The 14,360-nt window shown below is 69.7% G+C and carries 15 protein-coding genes and 1 tRNA gene; 6 read left to right on the top strand and 10 right to left on the bottom strand.

Annotated features, from left to right (window positions below):
• Positions 1 to 2 precede the first annotated feature (2 nt).
• Positions 3 to 503: a YajQ family cyclic di-GMP-binding protein gene (locus ACIBVN_RS24920; RefSeq protein ID WP_397140310.1), complete on the bottom strand. Its 501-nt coding sequence runs from the start codon at positions 501 to 503 to the stop codon at positions 3 to 5.
• A 272-nt stretch (positions 504 to 775) separates the two neighbouring features.
• Between ACIBVN_RS24920 and ACIBVN_RS24915 the strand changes: the two genes are divergently transcribed.
• Positions 776 to 857: transfer RNA gene (locus ACIBVN_RS24915), tRNA-Tyr, on the top strand.
• A 407-nt stretch (positions 858 to 1,264) separates the two neighbouring features.
• On the opposite strand, the gene ACIBVN_RS24910 is transcribed toward ACIBVN_RS24915, so the two are convergent.
• The 4 genes from ACIBVN_RS24910 to ACIBVN_RS24895 form a co-directional block, all read right to left on the bottom strand.
• Complete coding sequence (locus tag ACIBVN_RS24910) at positions 1,265 to 1,540, bottom strand: hypothetical protein (protein ID WP_397140123.1); 276 nt, start codon at positions 1,538 to 1,540, stop codon at positions 1,265 to 1,267.
• An 89-nt stretch (positions 1,541 to 1,629) separates the two neighbouring features.
• Positions 1,630 to 2,043, bottom strand: a complete 414-nt coding sequence (locus ACIBVN_RS24905; RefSeq protein ID WP_397140121.1) for an ABC transporter permease — start codon at positions 2,041 to 2,043, stop codon at positions 1,630 to 1,632.
• Positions 2,036 to 3,046: an ABC transporter ATP-binding protein gene (locus ACIBVN_RS24900; protein ID WP_397140119.1), complete on the bottom strand. Its 1,011-nt coding sequence runs from the start codon at positions 3,044 to 3,046 to the stop codon at positions 2,036 to 2,038. The genes ACIBVN_RS24905 and ACIBVN_RS24900 overlap by 8 nt, the downstream gene beginning before the upstream one ends.
• Before the next feature lie 251 nt (positions 3,047 to 3,297).
• The gene (locus tag ACIBVN_RS24895; RefSeq protein WP_397140117.1) at positions 3,298 to 3,759 is read right to left on the bottom strand and encodes a GbsR/MarR family transcriptional regulator; all 462 of its coding nucleotides are present in this window, start codon (positions 3,757 to 3,759) and stop codon (positions 3,298 to 3,300) included.
• 160 nt (positions 3,760 to 3,919) lie between these two features.
• On the opposite strand from ACIBVN_RS24895, the gene ACIBVN_RS24890 reads away from it, so the two are divergent.
• Complete coding sequence (locus tag ACIBVN_RS24890; RefSeq protein ID WP_397140115.1) at positions 3,920 to 5,182, top strand: glycosyltransferase; 1,263 nt, start codon at positions 3,920 to 3,922, stop codon at positions 5,180 to 5,182.
• Complete coding sequence (locus tag ACIBVN_RS24885) at positions 5,179 to 6,366, top strand: cytochrome P450 (RefSeq protein ID WP_397140113.1); 1,188 nt, start codon at positions 5,179 to 5,181, stop codon at positions 6,364 to 6,366. Before ACIBVN_RS24890 ends, ACIBVN_RS24885 begins: the two co-directional genes overlap by 4 nt.
• 26 nt (positions 6,367 to 6,392) lie before the next feature.
• Here ACIBVN_RS24885 and ACIBVN_RS24880 read toward each other — a convergent pair whose 3' ends face one another.
• From ACIBVN_RS24880 to ACIBVN_RS24860, 5 genes are all read right to left on the bottom strand, one after another.
• Complete coding sequence (locus ACIBVN_RS24880) at positions 6,393 to 7,007, bottom strand: TetR/AcrR family transcriptional regulator (RefSeq protein WP_397140111.1); 615 nt, start codon at positions 7,005 to 7,007, stop codon at positions 6,393 to 6,395.
• A complete protein-coding gene (locus ACIBVN_RS24875; RefSeq protein ID WP_397140109.1) occupies positions 7,004 to 8,485 on the bottom strand; it encodes an FAD-dependent oxidoreductase in 1,482 nt (493 codons plus the stop codon). The genes ACIBVN_RS24880 and ACIBVN_RS24875 overlap by 4 nt, the downstream gene beginning before the upstream one ends.
• 115 nt (positions 8,486 to 8,600) lie before the next feature.
• Complete coding sequence (locus tag ACIBVN_RS24870) at positions 8,601 to 8,780, bottom strand: hypothetical protein (protein WP_397140107.1); 180 nt, start codon at positions 8,778 to 8,780, stop codon at positions 8,601 to 8,603.
• Between the two features lie 54 nt (positions 8,781 to 8,834).
• On the bottom strand, positions 8,835 to 10,124 hold the full coding sequence (locus ACIBVN_RS24865; protein ID WP_397140106.1) for an ArsB/NhaD family transporter: 1,290 nt from the start codon (positions 10,122 to 10,124) through the stop codon (positions 8,835 to 8,837).
• Positions 10,121 to 10,567 (bottom strand): CBS domain-containing protein, encoded by a 447-nt coding sequence (locus tag ACIBVN_RS24860; RefSeq protein ID WP_397140104.1) that lies wholly within the window; start codon positions 10,565 to 10,567, stop codon positions 10,121 to 10,123. The genes ACIBVN_RS24865 and ACIBVN_RS24860 overlap by 4 nt, the downstream gene beginning before the upstream one ends.
• Positions 10,568 to 10,850: 283 nt before the next feature.
• Between ACIBVN_RS24860 and ACIBVN_RS24855 the strand changes: the two genes are divergently transcribed.
• The 3 genes from ACIBVN_RS24855 to ACIBVN_RS24845 all read left to right on the top strand — a co-directional run bounded on the left by ACIBVN_RS24855 (position 10,851) and on the right by ACIBVN_RS24845 (position 14,328).
• Positions 10,851 to 12,065, top strand: coding sequence for a cation:proton antiporter (locus ACIBVN_RS24855; protein WP_397140102.1), 1,215 nt, complete (start codon positions 10,851 to 10,853; stop codon positions 12,063 to 12,065).
• 89 nt (positions 12,066 to 12,154) lie between these two features.
• Positions 12,155 to 12,940 carry an alpha/beta fold hydrolase gene (locus ACIBVN_RS24850; protein WP_397140100.1) on the top strand — a complete coding sequence of 262 codons (786 nt, stop codon included), beginning with the start codon at positions 12,155 to 12,157 and terminating at the stop codon, positions 12,938 to 12,940.
• Positions 12,941 to 12,978: 38 nt separating this feature from the next.
• Positions 12,979 to 14,328 carry a TrkH family potassium uptake protein gene (locus ACIBVN_RS24845; RefSeq protein WP_397140308.1) on the top strand — a complete coding sequence of 450 codons (1,350 nt, stop codon included), beginning with the start codon at positions 12,979 to 12,981 and terminating at the stop codon, positions 14,326 to 14,328.
• The last annotated feature ends 32 nt before the right edge of the window (positions 14,329 to 14,360 follow it).

The following is a 14,360-nucleotide window of genomic DNA, read 5'->3' as shown; positions in this document are numbered from 1 at the left end:
GGTCAGCGGTAGTTCACAAACTGGAGGGCGATGTCCAGATCCTTGCCCTTCAGCAGCGAAATGACGTCCTGAAGGTCGTCCTTCTTCTTCGAGCTGACCCGAAGCTCCTCGCCCTGAATCTGCGCCTTGACCCCCTTCGGCCCCTCGTCACGGATCATCTTGGAGATCTTCTTGGCGTGCTCCTGGTCGATGCCCTCCTTCAGGCTGACCAGCATGCGGTATTCCTTGCCCGACAGCTTGGGCTCGCCCGCCTCCAGGACCTTCAGCGACAACCCCCGCTTGACCACCTTCTCCTTGAACACGTCGAGCGCGGCATTCGCCCGCTCCTCACTGTTCGCCTTGATCTCGATGTTGTCCTGCCCAGACCAACTGATCGCGGCCCCGGTCCCCTTGAAATCGAAGCGGTGCCCGAGCTCCTTGACCGTCTGGTTGAGGGCGTTGTCGACCTCTTGACGGTCGATCTTGCTGACGATGTCGAAAGATGAATCGGCCAAAACACCCATCCTCTCAGCTGCGGAAGCACTACCCGGACCCCGCTTTCCCGCCGTACGCGAAAGGCGAAGGGCCCAGCGACCGAGCCTAGCCAGCATCGGCCCGCCGTGCAGGACGCCGCCCCTTGTGTGGAGGACCATCCAGCTTTGCACCCTCCGCGCCCACGGCACCTCCACCATTTCGGCACGGCCCGTACCGCGGATCCGGCTCAGGACAAACCGGTGTCACGTACACCTCGGAAGTCCGCTATCCTTCTGTGTGTCGCCGCGAGAGCGGATGACAAGGCAGGTTGCCCGAGTGGCCAAAGGGAGCGGTCTGTAAAACCGTCGGCTCAGCCTACGCAAGTTCGAACCTTGCACCTGCCACACCAGCGGGAAGAGGCCCGTCACAGCGGAAACGCGGTGACGGGCCTCTTGCGTTGTGTCCGGCTGTCTACGGCTGACACTGGCGGACTACGGTTGATCGTTCCCTATACGTTTCCCAAACGATCAAGGTCGGCGGATCACAACTCGTGGGCAAGATCGTCGGCGACGAGGGGAAGCGGGCGGGACGCTCGCTCAGCATGTTGCACAGCACAGGATCTGATCAGCATTTATTGAGCTGCTGACTCCGGCCGACTCGCGCGGGCTGACCCGTTGTTGTGGCAGCACGTGCTGCCGATCGGGGACGTGCACCTGGACGTGCGCAGCGGCTGGCCCTCGGCGCCCACAGTTTCCAGCGAGGTGTGACGACCGTGCTTTGTCTCCTATGCGCATCTACGGCTGCGGGCGCATCATCGGGTGTGGTCGGTGCGGTTCCACCACAAGGCGGTCGTGACGGCGCCAGCCGCGCCGGTGGCCGTGACGAGCACGAGTCCGATAAGGCCGGGTGGGTCCTGGCCAGGGCCGGCGATTCCGGCGTACAAGCCGGGCACCGACCACGGGAAAACGGCGCCGTAGCCGAGCGCGGCGATGACCTGGGCGGCGAAAACGATGGCGAACAGGACACCGACGGCGGCCAAGTAGCCGCGGCCGATGCTGGCGGCCAGGGCCAGCGGCGTGGTGGTCAACGCGCCCAGCGCAGCCGCGCCTACGATGCGCCCGACTCCCTCGATCGCGGCCGGAACTGACCAGTTGGGCAGGGCGAGCAGGGCGCCGATCAGCAGGCCGAGCCCGCGAGTAGGAAGGCCAGGAGCAAGGCCCAGATGGCGGCGATAGCGAACTTGGCGGTCACGATGGCGGTGCGGGAGGTGGGCAAGGCGAGCAGGTCGGTGGCGGTGTGGTCGCTGAACTCTCGGCCGAACAGCCAGATGGCGATCAGGCCGTAGACGCCCAGGCCGCCCACCGCGGCGGCCTGGGCGAGCAGGGCGAGGTAACCGGGCCAGTCGGCGGTGGCGCCGGACAGCTGGGCCTTGCCACCGAGCAGGCCGAATGCGCGGGCGCGGGCGGGGTTGGCCAGGATGAACATGAACATCCCGCACACCAGCGCGGCGATAGTGAAGGCCAGCGCGGTGATCCAGGGCAGGCGGCTACGCCGTACTTTCAGCAGCTCCGCCCACAGCGCCTCACGCATCCCCGGCCCCCGTTCCAGCTCCCGTTCCAGTCTCTGTTCCGGTTTCCCCGTCGGCTTCGCGCGTGGTCTGCGGGCTCAGGTTGACCGTGCGCGTGAAGAAGGCTTCGAGATCCTCTTCTTGCAGGTGGAGTTCGATGGGCGGCACTCCGCCGTGCACGAGGACGGTGGCGACCTGCTCGGGTCGGGCCAGGGCGCGCTGGTCGGCGAGGAGCAGGCCGGCCGGGGCGGCGGGTTCGGGGTGGTAGCCCTGGGCGCGGAGCACCGCGAGGGCGGTGGCGTCGTCGCGGGTGGCCAGGCGCAGGTGGCGGCGGCGGTGCCGATCCAGTTGGCCGGCGTCGTGCTCGCCGATCAGGCGGCCGTGGTGCAGGATGCCGATGCGGGTGGCCAGGCGGGCGACCTCGGCCAGCAGGTGGCTGGACAGGAACACGGTGGTGCCGTGCTGGTGGGCCAGGTCGGCGAGCAGAGCACGGATCTCGGCGACCCCGGCGGGATCCAGGCCGTTGACGGGTTCGTCGAGGATGAGCAGGCCGGGGGCGTGCAGCAGGGCCCTGGCCAGGGCCAGGCGCTGCAGGTTGCCGAGTGACAGGGTGCGGGCGCGCCGCTCGGCATACGGCGTGAGCGCAAGCCGTTCGATGATGTCGTCGCAGGTACCGGGCAGCCGACGCAGCCGGCGGACCACGTCCAGGTTCTCGCGTACAGTCAGCTCGGGGTAAGCGGCGGCCACCTCCACCAGGTAGCCGGTCCGCGCCCAGGCGGAGCGGTCGCCGGCTGAGACGTCGGAGCCCAGGACGCGCACCGTCCCGCTGGTGGGCGCGATCATGCCGAGCAGCAGGCGGATCAAGGTCGTCTTGCCGGCGCCGTTGAGACCCAGCAAGGCGTAGATCTGTCCCGCCTGCACACGCAGGGTGACGTCGTTGACGGCCGTCACGTGGCGATAGCGCTTGCTTAGGTGAGCGATCTCGATGACCGGCGTCGCCGCGCTGAGGAGCAGCGGCGCGGTCATGGCGGGGGATGCAGGCTCAGATGCGGCGCCATCAGGCCTTGGGGGTGCGGGTTTCGGGGGCGCACGGGCACATCCTTCACTCGATGCGGAGTGGACGTGCCGACCAGGCTTCCCGGCGCACCTGGTGCCAGCCTATCCCTCTCGGCCTGTGCCGGACAGTGCGCTCTCTATCCCCTTGCGCCGCTGTCCCGGTGACGTGGCGCGGGCCTGGTTACATGCGATCGATCAGGCCGCGCTGCGGTCGAGCATGCTCAGCGGGGTGAGCGCTGCTCTTCCCAGCGGCGCAGTAGACCGGGCAGTTCACCGAGCAGGAACTCATAGAAGTCGCGCATCCGCGTCAGGCGTGCGTGGGCCGGATCGCCGGAGCTGGTGGTGGCGATGCCGGTCTCGGCGGCCTGCAGCATGACGTGGACGACGGTGTTCTGGGTGGAGAACAGGGTGGGCCAGGCGTCGTCGCGCAGCCGGTAGTGCTCGCGGCGGCTGCCGGGCGCCGGGAGGCGTTCGATGAGGCCGACCGACAGCAGCGCCTTGACTGCCCCGGATACCGAGCCCGCGCTGACGCCGAGCCGGTCGGCGATGTCACCCATGGTGACGGTCTCGGCGTCGGTGAACAGGAATACCGCCAGGGCTCGCGCCGACATGCGTTGCAGGCCGCCCTCGGTCAGCACCAGCGCCAGCCGTTCCGCGGCCTGCCACCGCTCCTTCTGACTCACTTGCCACCTCCAGGCAGCAGAATACCTGGCATCGGCAGGCTTCAGAAATTTCCGAACTTTGGCTATATTGCTGGTATTCGGCCTGTCATGGGCTGACGGTGTGCCGGGAAGCCTGGTCGGCGAACAAGATCCTCTTTCTTTTCGGGAGACAGGCGCGCCGATGAAGGTCCTTATCCTCACCCATGGCACTCGCGGCGACGTGCAGCCGTACGCCGCCCTCGCACTCGCCCTGAAGCGGGCCGGACATGAGCCGGTCCTGGCGGCCCCGGCCGCGATGGCGTCCCTGGCCGAGCCGCACGGCATCGCCTTCGCGCCGGTGCACGATGGACCGAACACGCTCATCGACCAGCCTGACATCCGCCAGGCCATCGAGACCAACTACCGCGGTCTGCGCGGCAAGAAGGTCGCCCTGCAGGTGATGCGGCGCAGCAAGCCGCTCATGGCCGCCGTGTTCGACGACATGGCCGGTGTCGCCGAGGGCGGCGCCGATGTGGTCGTGCATGCGCCCGGCGTCCCGGGCCAGCACTTCGCCGAACGGCTCGGTGTGCCTGCGGTGCCTGCCGCGCTGCAGCCCGTGTGGGTGCCCACCGCCGCCTTCCGCAACCCGATGCTGCCGGTGCCGCTGCCCAAGGCGCTGAACCGGGCCTCCTACCTGCCGATCAAGCTGATGCTGCGCTCCTTCGGCGGAATCGCCGACGACCTGCGCAAGCGACGACTGAACCTGCCACGCCGGCGCGGGCGGCACGACATTCTGCGCTGCCCCAACGGCCGTCCGGCGACCGTCCTGCACGGCTTCAGCCGCCATGTCCTGCCCGCCGGCATGGACTATCCGGCTTGGGTGCACACCACCGGTTTCTGGTTCCTGCCCGCCCCGCCCGGCTGGACGCCCTCCCCGGAGCTGGCCGCGTTTCTGGAGGCCGGGCCGGTGCCGGTGTACGTCGGGTTCGGCAGCATGGCCGGCACCGACCCGCAGCGCGTCGGCCGTATCGTGACCGAGGCACTCCGGCTGGCTGGGGTACGCGCCGTGCTGGCCGCCGGCTGGGGCGGCATCCAGGCCGGCGACCTGCCGGACACCGTCCATCAGCTCGACCAGGCGCCGCACGACTGGCTGTTGCCGCGTATGGCCGCGATCGTGCACCACGGTGGCGCCGGTACCACCGGCGCGGCGCTGGCCGCCGGACGGCCGCAGGTCCTCTGCCCGTTCGTCGCCGACCAGCCGTTCTGGGCGGCCCGCGCGCACGCGGCCGGCGTCGCCGTGCCGCCCCAGCCGCAGCGGCGTCTCACCCCGGACGGGCTCGCTACCGCCATCCGCCTGGCCGCCACCGACACGGCGATGGCGGCCGCCGCCGACGACCTCGGGCGGCGTATCCGCGCCGAGAACGGTGCAGCCCGCGCCGTCACGATCCTGGAGTCGCTGTCATGACCATGAACACCCTCCTCGGCCTGCTGACGGCCGCCGACCGGGACGCGTTCCTGACCGGCCTGGCCGCCGACGGGCCCATCGTCCGTGGCATGCATCTGGACGGCAGCCCCATCTGGCTGGTCACCGGCCATGCCGAGAGCCTGGCCGTGCTGACCGACCCGCGCTTCAGCAGCGACCCGGCCAAGCAATCCACCTTCGACCTGGCCGCGGCCGCCGGCCTGCCCGACGACGTGGCTCCGTACCTGCTGCACACGCTCGGCGCCTACGACCCACCGGACCACACCCGTCTGCGCCGCCTGGTCTCGCGCGCCTTCACCGCCCGCCGGGTGGAGCGGCTGCGCCCGCGCATCCAGCAGATCGCCGACGACCTGCTGACCGATCTGCCGACAGAGTTCGACCTCATCGAGCGCTTCGCCTACCCGCTGCCGATCCAGGTCATCTGCGAACTGCTGGGCGTGCCCCTGCCGGATCGGGACACCTGGCGGGCCTGGGCCGGCGACCTGACCGCGCCTGACCCGGCCAGGATCGCGGCCGCTGCCCGCGGGCTGGTGGCGTACATGGCCGGCCTCATCGCGCGTAAGGCGGGCAGAGACAAGGCCGACGGGGATGGCGACGACCTGCTGTCGGCGCTGATCGCGGTCCGCGACGACGGGGACCGGCTGAGCGAGCACGAACTGATCGCGTTGTCCATCAGCATCCTGATCGCCGGGCACGAGACCACGGTCAGCCTGATCAGCCAGAGCTTGCACCTGATGCTCACCCGGTCGCTGAAGCTCGACGACGTATGCGGCGCGGTGGAGGAGTTCTTGCGTTACAGCGGCCCCGCCGAGATCGCCGTCCTTCGCTACGCGATCGAACCGGTGCAGCTCGGCGGCGTCGACATCGGCGCGGGCGAGGCGGTGCAGGTGGTGTACGCCGCCGCGAACCGCGACCCGCGCCGCTTCGACCGGCCGCACCTGCTGGACCCACGCCGGTCCGACAACCCACACCTGGGCTTCGGCCACGGCATCCACTACTGCCTCGGCGCCGCGCTGGCCCGCGCCGAAACCGAGATCGCGCTCACCATGCTCCTGCGCCGCTTCCCTGCGCTGGAGCTCGCCGTACCCGCCGACCGGATCGGCTGGCGGCCCGGCATACAACGGGCGCTTGCCGCCCTGCCAGTACGCACCCGGCCGAAGAACTGAGCACCGTCCCCTGGCGGGCCGCAGGGTCACCCTTGCGGCTCGGGCGGGTACAGGCCGACCTGGCGGTAGACGGCAGTGAGGTAACGCAGCATCTCGGTGGCGTCCGGCGGGTCCGGCTGCAGCACGCGGTAGGTCACCGCCCCGGCCATCATGTCGATCAGCACGTCCAGGTCAGCGTCGGCTGCCACCGTGCCCTCCTGCTGGGCGCGCCGGAGCATCGTGGCGGCCAGCTCGCGGCGGGGCAGGATGTAGTGCTTCCAATAGACGGCCATCAGCGCGGGATGGCTCACGGCTGAGCCCATGATGCGCGCGACCAGCGCACGGAATTCGGGGCTCGCGGCCAGCTCGGCCGCCGCGGGCAGGACCTGTTCGACGATGGCCTGCGGCGGCAGGGCGTAGACGTCGGCCGCGGAAGGGGTCACCTCGGCGCTGACTGACTGCTCGATGGCCTGGGCGAGCAGGTCCTCCTTGCTGCCCCAGCGGCGATAGACGGTCAGCTTGCCCACCCCGGCGCGCTTGGCGACCTGTTCCATGCTGGTGCCCTCGACGCCGCGCTCGACGAACAGCTCCAGCGCGGCGTTGAGGATCGCGGCATCGGTCTCGGGGTCGCGTGGGCGTCCCCGTCCCCGGGCGGCGGTCATCGCAGGGCTCCGTCCAGCCAGCGGGCGAAGTCGGCGGGACCGCCCTTGCAGGCCAGGTGGGCGTCCGGGCGGACGAGCAGGGCGGGCCCGGAGGCGAGCCCGGTGGCCGTGAGTCGCACCACGTGGCCGCCGAGCCACCGCCGGGCCGCCTCGAAGGCGGCCTGATCGCCGAGCAGGGCCCACTTGCCGCGCAGCTCAGCATGCAGCCGGGTGCGGCTGCCATCAGGGCGTTCACACGCCAGGTCGGCGATGCGGTCGCCGGGACGGGGCTTGCGGCCGCGCCCGCCGAGCGGCCCTCGCCGGTAGCTCACCCACAGCTGCGAGGTCGTGTACGTGGTCCACCGCTGAATCCACGCCTGATTGAACACCCGCATCAGCACCTGGTCGCGCAGCAGCCTGCCGAGCGGGCTGCCGGCGATGTTGACCTTGGTGGCGGCCGTGCTGCCGCGCAGCACGGCGGCGGCCAGTGGGCGGCGTTCGGCCTGGTAGGTGTCGAGCAGTCGCTCAGTGGCCCGGCCCTGGACGACGCCCTGAACGACCAGAGCGAGTTTCCACGCCAGGTTCTCGGCGTCACCGAGCCCCGTGAGCATGCCCTGCCCGCCGAACGGGGCGTGCACGTGGGCGGCGTCCCCAGCCAGCAGGATCCGCCCGGCGCGGTAGCGGTCGGCCAGACGCCGGTGCACGCTGAACAGCGACGCCCAGGTGACGTCGACCAGGCGGATGCCGGTCAGGCCGGTTCGCCCAGGCAGGATGCGCTGCATGCGGTCGGTGATCTGTTCCTCGCCGGGTTTGTCGTCACGGAAGGTGGCGTCGTAGGCGAGCAGCCGCCACTGATCTCCCGGCATGGGCATGGCGCCCAGCACGCCGTCGGGATGCACCCAGCCGCTGGTCCCCGACCGGTCGAGCGGCGGATCGCCCTCGAGACGTCCGTCGACCAGCAGGAACCGCTCGCTGACCTTGACGCCGGGAAAGCCGATGCCGGCCAGCTTACGCACCGTGCTGCCGGTGCCGTCACAGCCCACCATCCACCCCGCCCGCACGGTACGGCCGTCGCCGAGCGTCGCGGTGATCCCGGCCGCGTCCTGCCGGGCCTCGACCAGCGCCGAACCCCACTCCGGACGGCTACCCAGCTCGCCCAGCCGCTCCCGCAGCCGCGCCTCGACGCGGGCCTGGGAGATCACCATCGGCGGCGCCGCGGTGCCCAACCCCGGGTCACCGAACCGGATCTTCATCATCGGACGATCCCCGGCGTACGTGGTGATCGTCATCGCCGGCACCGACTCCTGCGGCAGGTCGCCCAGAGCGTCCAGACGATCCAGCACCTCAGAGCCACGAGCGTGCACGAAGTTCGCTCGCGAGGTGGTGGCCGGGCCGGAGGCCTTGTCGATCACGCGGACCGACACGCCGTGCTGCAACAGCGCGCATGCCAGTGCCAGGCCGACCGGCCCCGCGCCGACCACCAGGACATCGGTGTCCATCACCTCACCCCCTTTTATTTACGAGACGGTACCGTAAAATAAATCATGCTCTTGCTGATCCAGCTTGTCCAGAGGGGCTGCTGATCAACTGAGCGCACGGCTGGCCGGTGATCGGCTAAGAGAGGCGCTCCTTGTCGCCCTCGCGCGTGCGGCGTCTGACCCATGCGTGCAGGGCCAGACCCGCGACGACCACGATGCCCGTCGGCCGCAGCAACGCGGCCGATCCGCCGGCGGCCAGCCAAGCGATGACGAAGGCGGCGAAGACCGCCGCCCGAACGGCAATGTCGCGATCCACGCCGGTCACCTGCCTATCTGGTGGAGGTGGCGTAAGGGCCGGTGCCGGCCCTGGTCACAGGAGGTAGCGCAGCCAGAGGTACGGGGCGACCAGCACGACGGTGACGACCGTGACGATCAGGCCGTACTTGGTGAACTGCCAGAAGCTGATCGGGGTGCCGTTGCGGGCCGCGATGCCGAGCACCACGACGTTGGCGGCGGCGCCGACGGCGGTGGCGTTGCCGCCCAGGTCGGCGCCGAAGGCCAGCGCCCACCACAGCACCTGCGCCGATCCGTTCCCGCCCGCGTGTACGAGCTGCTCGACGATCGGGCTCATCGTGGCCACGTAGGGGATGTTGTCCACGACGGCCGACAGCACGGCCGAGATGCCGAGCACTCCCATCGTGGTCACCGTCAGCTGTCCGTCGGTGGCCGCGACGGCGGCCCGTGACAGCTCGCCGATCACGCCGGTCTCCACCAGGGCGCCGACCATGACGAACAGCCCGGCGAAGAACACCAGCGTGGGCCATTCCACCTCGGCGATGGCCTGCTCGGTGGTTACCTTCGTCACTGCCACCAGCACGCCCGCGCCCAGCAGCGCCACCACCGACGGCTCGTAGTGCAGCACTGGGTGCAGCACGAACGCTGCCATCACCAGAGCGAGCACCGCCAGCGACTGCCACAGCAGCCGCCGGTCGGCGATGGCCTCCCGCTCGTCCAGCGCCATGATCTCCTCAGCACGGTCCGGGTCATAGCGGAGAGCGCGGCCGAACATCAGCCAGCACAGCCCTACGAACACCGCCATCAGCACGATGACCATCGGCGCCATGTGGATGAGGAAGTCGTTGTAGCTCAAGCCCGCCCGGCTGGCGATGATGATGTTCGGCGGGTCGCCGACCAGGGTGGCCGCGCCGCCGATGTTGGACGCCATCGCCTCGGCGATAAGGAACGGCACCGGGTTGACTGCGAGCCGTTCACACACCAGGAAGGTCACCGGCGCGATCAGCAGCACCGTGGTGACGTTGTCCAGCAGCGCCGACGCGCCGGCGGTGATGAGCACCAGCAGCACCATGAGCCGGAACGGCCGCCCGCGGGCGCGTTTGGCGGCCCAGATGGCCAGGTACTCGAAGACGCCGGTCTCCTTGAGCACCCCAACGATGATCATCATGCCGAGCAGCAGGAAGATGACGTTCCAGTCGATGCCGGCGTGTTCGGAGAAGAACGCCGCTTCAGCGCCGGTGGCGTGGATGGCCAGCATGATCCCGGCTCCGCCGAGCGCGGCGGCGACCCGGTGGATCTTCTCGGTGGCGATCAGTGTGTAGGCGGCCAGGAAGACCGCCACGCTCACCCAGGAAAGCACGCTCACGCCGCGAGGACCCGCTCCAGCAGCGCCTGCAGCGTCACCGCCCCTATCAGACGCCTGCCGTCGCCGAGGATGGCCACCAGCGGGCTGCGGGTGCGCGCCATGAGCGCGGCCAGCTCCAGCACGGTGGCATCGGGGTCGGTGAGCGGCAGCTCGCGCTGCTGCCGCGGCAGCGCCTCACGTACGGTGCGGCCGTCCAGCGCCCGCAGGAAGGCGTCGGCGTGCGCCTCGTCCACCACCCGGGCCAGCGCCGGATCGTCCTGGCAGTAACCGGGAACCGCAAGCCGCAGCACCTGGGTGCCAGGGAGGATCGTGAACGGCGAGCCGTCGTCGTCGACCACGATGAGGCCGGGCAGATCCTGATCGGCCAGCATCCTGGCCGCGTCGATCACGGGCGAGTCGAGCCGGACGGTCGGGAAGTCGGCGAGCAGGTCGCGGGCACGCATCGGGCACATCCTTCGATCAACGGGATCAGGACCTGCCGACCAGACTTCCCGGCGCACCTGTAGGGAACCTATCAAGCGCCGTCAAGATCGCATAGGCGGGGAAGGCCTGGTCGCGCAGAGTAGTCCGGTGATCCGGCGTAGCGGTGACCCGTCATGATTCCGTCTGTTGTCTTGACACCGCCGCTGTTATGGTGAGCGCGGTGCGCCGGGAAGTCTGGTCGGCAAGATCGTTCAGTGATCCCGACCGGAGGCGTTCCATGATGTCCCCCACGCGGTGGCCCTGATGGGCACGCTGCTGACCGCGTTCGCATGCGTGCTCCTGCTCGCCGTCCTGCTCTCCAGCCTGGCCCACCGCACCATTCTGTCCACTGCGGCGCTGTTCCTGGTGGCCGGGTTTGTGCTGGGCGACGGCGTGCTCGGCGTGGTCTCGCTGCGGCCGGGCGACGACCTGGTCGCCACGCTGGCCGAGCTGGCGCTGTTCACCGTGCTGTTCACCGACGGCATGCGGGTGGGCTGGGCCGAGCTGCGCAGCGCCTGGCGGCTGCCCGGGCGAGCGCTCGGCTGGGGCCTGCCGCTCACCCTGGCCATCACCGCCCTCGGCGCCCACTACCTGCTCGGCCTGGGCTGGATCGAATCGCTGCTCATCGGCGCTATCTTGGCCCCGACCGATCCGGTGTTCGCCGCCGCTCTGGTCGGCAACGAGAAGGTGCCGCCCCGGCTGCGGCAGCTGCTCAACGTCGAGTCCGGCGTCAACGACGGGCTGGCGCTGCCGTTCGTCATCCTCTTCCTCGCCGTCGCCGCCGGCTCAGATGACCTGCATCTGGGCGCGCTGGGGCTGGAACTCGCGCTCGGTGTCGTCATCGGCGTCGCCATCCCCTGGGCGGCGATCAAGCTGGAGCAGACCCGCTGGTTCGCCGCCTCCACCCAGTACGAGCCGCTCAACGCCCTGGCCATCGGGCTGCTCGTGCTCGCGGTCGGCAAGGCCACGCACGGCAACCTGTTCCTGGCGGCGTTCTCGGCCGGGATCACCGTGGCCACGTTCGGGTCGCGGCAGCGTGAGTCGTTCGAGCATTTCGGGGAGCTCATCGCCGAGGTGTTCAAGCTGGCCGCGCTGCTGGTGTTCGGCGCGCTCATCACCCCGGCACTGCTCGGCTCGGTCGGCTGGCAGGGCTGGCTGTTCGCGGTGCTTGCGCTGGTGCTGGCGCGGCCGGTGGCGATCTGGTTGTCGTTCCTGCGGTCGGGGCTGTCGGTGCGCGAGCAGGCGGCGGTGGCCTGGTTCGGGCCCAAGGGCTTCGCCTCCGTCGTGTACGGGCTGCTCGTGCTCGGCTCCGGGATCGCCGCCGCCGAGCAGGTGTTCCAGCTCGTCGCCGTGACCATCGTGGCCTCGATCCTGCTGCACTCCTCCACCGACATCGTGGTGGCTCGCTGGTTCGACGATGAGCGTGAGGTCCCGGCCTGGTACGGGAGCGTCACCCGCAAGATACGCCGACGGGAGTGACCGTGCCGGGGCTGACCCGTCGGGCTCGCCCCGGATGTGTCCGTCCACTGGTCTGAGGTCGTGATCGCCCATTCGCTCAAGGAGGTGCCATGGTGTCCACGTCCCACGCAGCCTTTTCGGAGCGCGCCACCGACGTCGCGCGCCTGCCGGCCGGCCCGGTGGAATACCGGCTGGAGGGCGATGGCCCCAGGACCGTCCTGGTGTTCCACGGCGGTCACGCGCGGGCGGGGCTGCCGCTTGGCGAGGAGGTCTTCACCGACGCCGGCTTCACGGTGCTGGCGCCCTCGCGCTCCGGTTACGGGCGTACACCGCTGACCATGGCCGCCCGCCACCCGCACCTGGCCGAACGGGTCATCCTCCAAAGCTCGGTCGGCTTCCTGCCCTGGCCCGACCGGCTGACCCGGCTGGGCGGCCGGGTGGTCTTCCACGCCCGCCTGGAGGCCGGCACCTGGGCGATCATGCGGTTCCTGATACGGGTCGCACCATCGCTGGGTCTGCGCCTGCTGCTGCGTGACCTGTCCGTCCTGCCCACGCGCCAGGTCCTGGAAGGACTGTCCGCCGCCGAGCGGGCCACGCTGGCCGGACTGTTCACCGTGATGCGCTCCGGGAGCGGCTTCGTCGCCGACATGCTCCCCGTGCCGGACTGCGCCGCGCAGGTCAGCCAGCCCGCACTGGTCATCGCCACCCGCCAGGACCGGTCGGTGCCCTTCGCCCACGCCGAGTCACTGGCCGCGGCGATGCCGAACGCCGCACTGGTGGACAGCCGGGCCGACAGTCACATGATCTGGTTCGGCCCTGACTATCCCACATCGCCGCGAAGATCCGTGATTTCCTTGCCGCAGGCTGAGCACGCTGCCGCTGGTCGGCGTACATGAAGCGTTCGAGGCCGGACACCGGCATGAGGAGAGTCGGCATCGTGAGGCGCACCTCCCTGCTCGCCCGATTCCAGCACCCCGCGCAGGTCATCGTCCTCGGCTTCGGCGGGGCGGTCCTGATCGGCAGCCTGTTGCTCATGCTGCCGATCGCCACCACATCGGGTGAGCCGGCTACCTGGCTGGCGGCGTTGTTCACCGCGACATCGGCGGTGTGCGTCACGGGGCTGGCGGTGGTGGACACCGAAATGCATTGGTCGGTCTTCGGGGAGGTGGTGATCGCTGGACTGATTCAAGTGGGCGGCCTCGGCATCATGACCCTGGCCACCGTGTTCACCGTGCTGGTCTCCGGCCGGATCGGATTACGCGCCAAGATCTTCGCACAGGCGGAGACCAAGACGCTCAGCATGTCCGACGTGCGCGCGGTCGTGCGCAAAGTGGTCGTCTTCAGCCTCACCTGCGAGGCGATTGTGGCGCTGGTGCTGACCGGCCGTTTCCTCCTCGGCTACGGCGAGCCGTTCGGGCGCGCGCTCTACCTCGGGGTGTTCCATGCGATCTCGGCATTCAACAACGCCGGCTTTGCGCTGTGGCCGGACAGCCTGATGCGGTTCGTCGGCGATCCGTGGATCTGCCTGACCGTCGCGATCGCGGTGATCGTGGGCGGGATGGGCTTCCCGGTGGTCTTCGAACTCGTCAAGACGTGGCGGCATCCTCGCCGCTGGTCGGTGCTCACCCGCGTCACCGTGGGCGTGACCGTGGTCCTGCTGGTCGTCGGTACGCTGGTCCTTCTGGGGACTGAGTGGCGCAACCCCAAGACCCTGGGGGCGCTGGATGATCCGGGCAAGTTCCTGGCCGCGTTCTTCACCGCCGTGATGCCGCGTACCGCAGGGTTCAACAGCCTCAACATCGCCGACATGTACCCTTCCAGCTGGCTGGTCACCGACGTGCTCATGTTCATCGGCGGCGGCAGCGCCGGAACCGCGGGCGGCATCAAAGTGACCACCTTCGGGCTGCTGTTCTTCGTCATCTGGGCGGAGTTCAAAGGCGAGCCGCAGGTGAACATCGGCCACCGGCGGCTTCCCGCCTCGGCCCAGCGTCAGGCGATCTCCCTCACCGCCGTCAGCGTGGCGCTGGTCGCGGCATCGACGTACCTGCTGCTGGTGTTCACCCCGCACAGCCTGGACCAGGTGCTGTTCGAGGTCATCTCCGCTTTCGGCACGGTAGGCCTGTCCACCGGCATCACCGCCGACACCGGTGTCGCCGGGCATCTGCTGCTGGTGCTGCTCATGTTCATCGGCAGGACCGGCCCGCTGACACTGGGCTCGGCGCTGGCCCTCAAGCACCGCACCCGCCACTACGAGCTTCCCGAACAGCCCGTCATCGTCGGCTAAGGGACGCACCTGGTTCGCTACGGACACAGCAT

It is taken from the genome of Nonomuraea sp. NPDC049400, from assembly GCF_044466425.1.
Lineage (GTDB): Bacteria > Actinomycetota > Actinomycetes > Streptosporangiales > Streptosporangiaceae > Nonomuraea.
Note: the sequence above shows the minus strand (reverse complement) of the source record. Positions and strands in the feature narration are given on the sequence as shown.

What these genes read in the sequence shown, in the direction of transcription:
- ACIBVN_RS24890 (WP_397140115.1), top strand. Translation starts at nt 3,920, where the DNA reads ATGAAGGTCCTTATCCTCACCCATGGCACTCGCGGCGACGTGCAGCCG.
- ACIBVN_RS24900 (WP_397140119.1), bottom strand. Translation starts at nt 3,046, where the DNA reads ATGACCGCGCCGCTGCTCCTCAGCGCGGCGACGCCGGTCATCGAGATC.
- ACIBVN_RS24885 (WP_397140113.1), top strand. Translation starts at nt 5,179, where the DNA reads ATGACCATGAACACCCTCCTCGGCCTGCTGACGGCCGCCGACCGGGAC.
- ACIBVN_RS24920 (WP_397140310.1), bottom strand. Translation starts at nt 503, where the DNA reads ATGGGTGTTTTGGCCGATTCATCTTTCGACATCGTCAGCAAGATCGAC.
- ACIBVN_RS24875 (WP_397140109.1), bottom strand. Translation starts at nt 8,485, where the DNA reads ATGGACACCGATGTCCTGGTGGTCGGCGCGGGGCCGGTCGGCCTGGCA.
- ACIBVN_RS24860 (WP_397140104.1), bottom strand. Translation starts at nt 10,567, where the DNA reads ATGCGTGCCCGCGACCTGCTCGCCGACTTCCCGACCGTCCGGCTCGAC.
- ACIBVN_RS24850 (WP_397140100.1), top strand. Translation starts at nt 12,155, where the DNA reads ATGGTGTCCACGTCCCACGCAGCCTTTTCGGAGCGCGCCACCGACGTC.
- ACIBVN_RS24905 (WP_397140121.1), bottom strand. Translation starts at nt 2,043, where the DNA reads ATGCGTGAGGCGCTGTGGGCGGAGCTGCTGAAAGTACGGCGTAGCCGC.
- ACIBVN_RS24880 (WP_397140111.1), bottom strand. Translation starts at nt 7,007, where the DNA reads ATGACCGCCGCCCGGGGACGGGGACGCCCACGCGACCCCGAGACCGAT.
- ACIBVN_RS24855 (WP_397140102.1), top strand. Translation starts at nt 10,851, where the DNA reads ATGGGCACGCTGCTGACCGCGTTCGCATGCGTGCTCCTGCTCGCCGTC.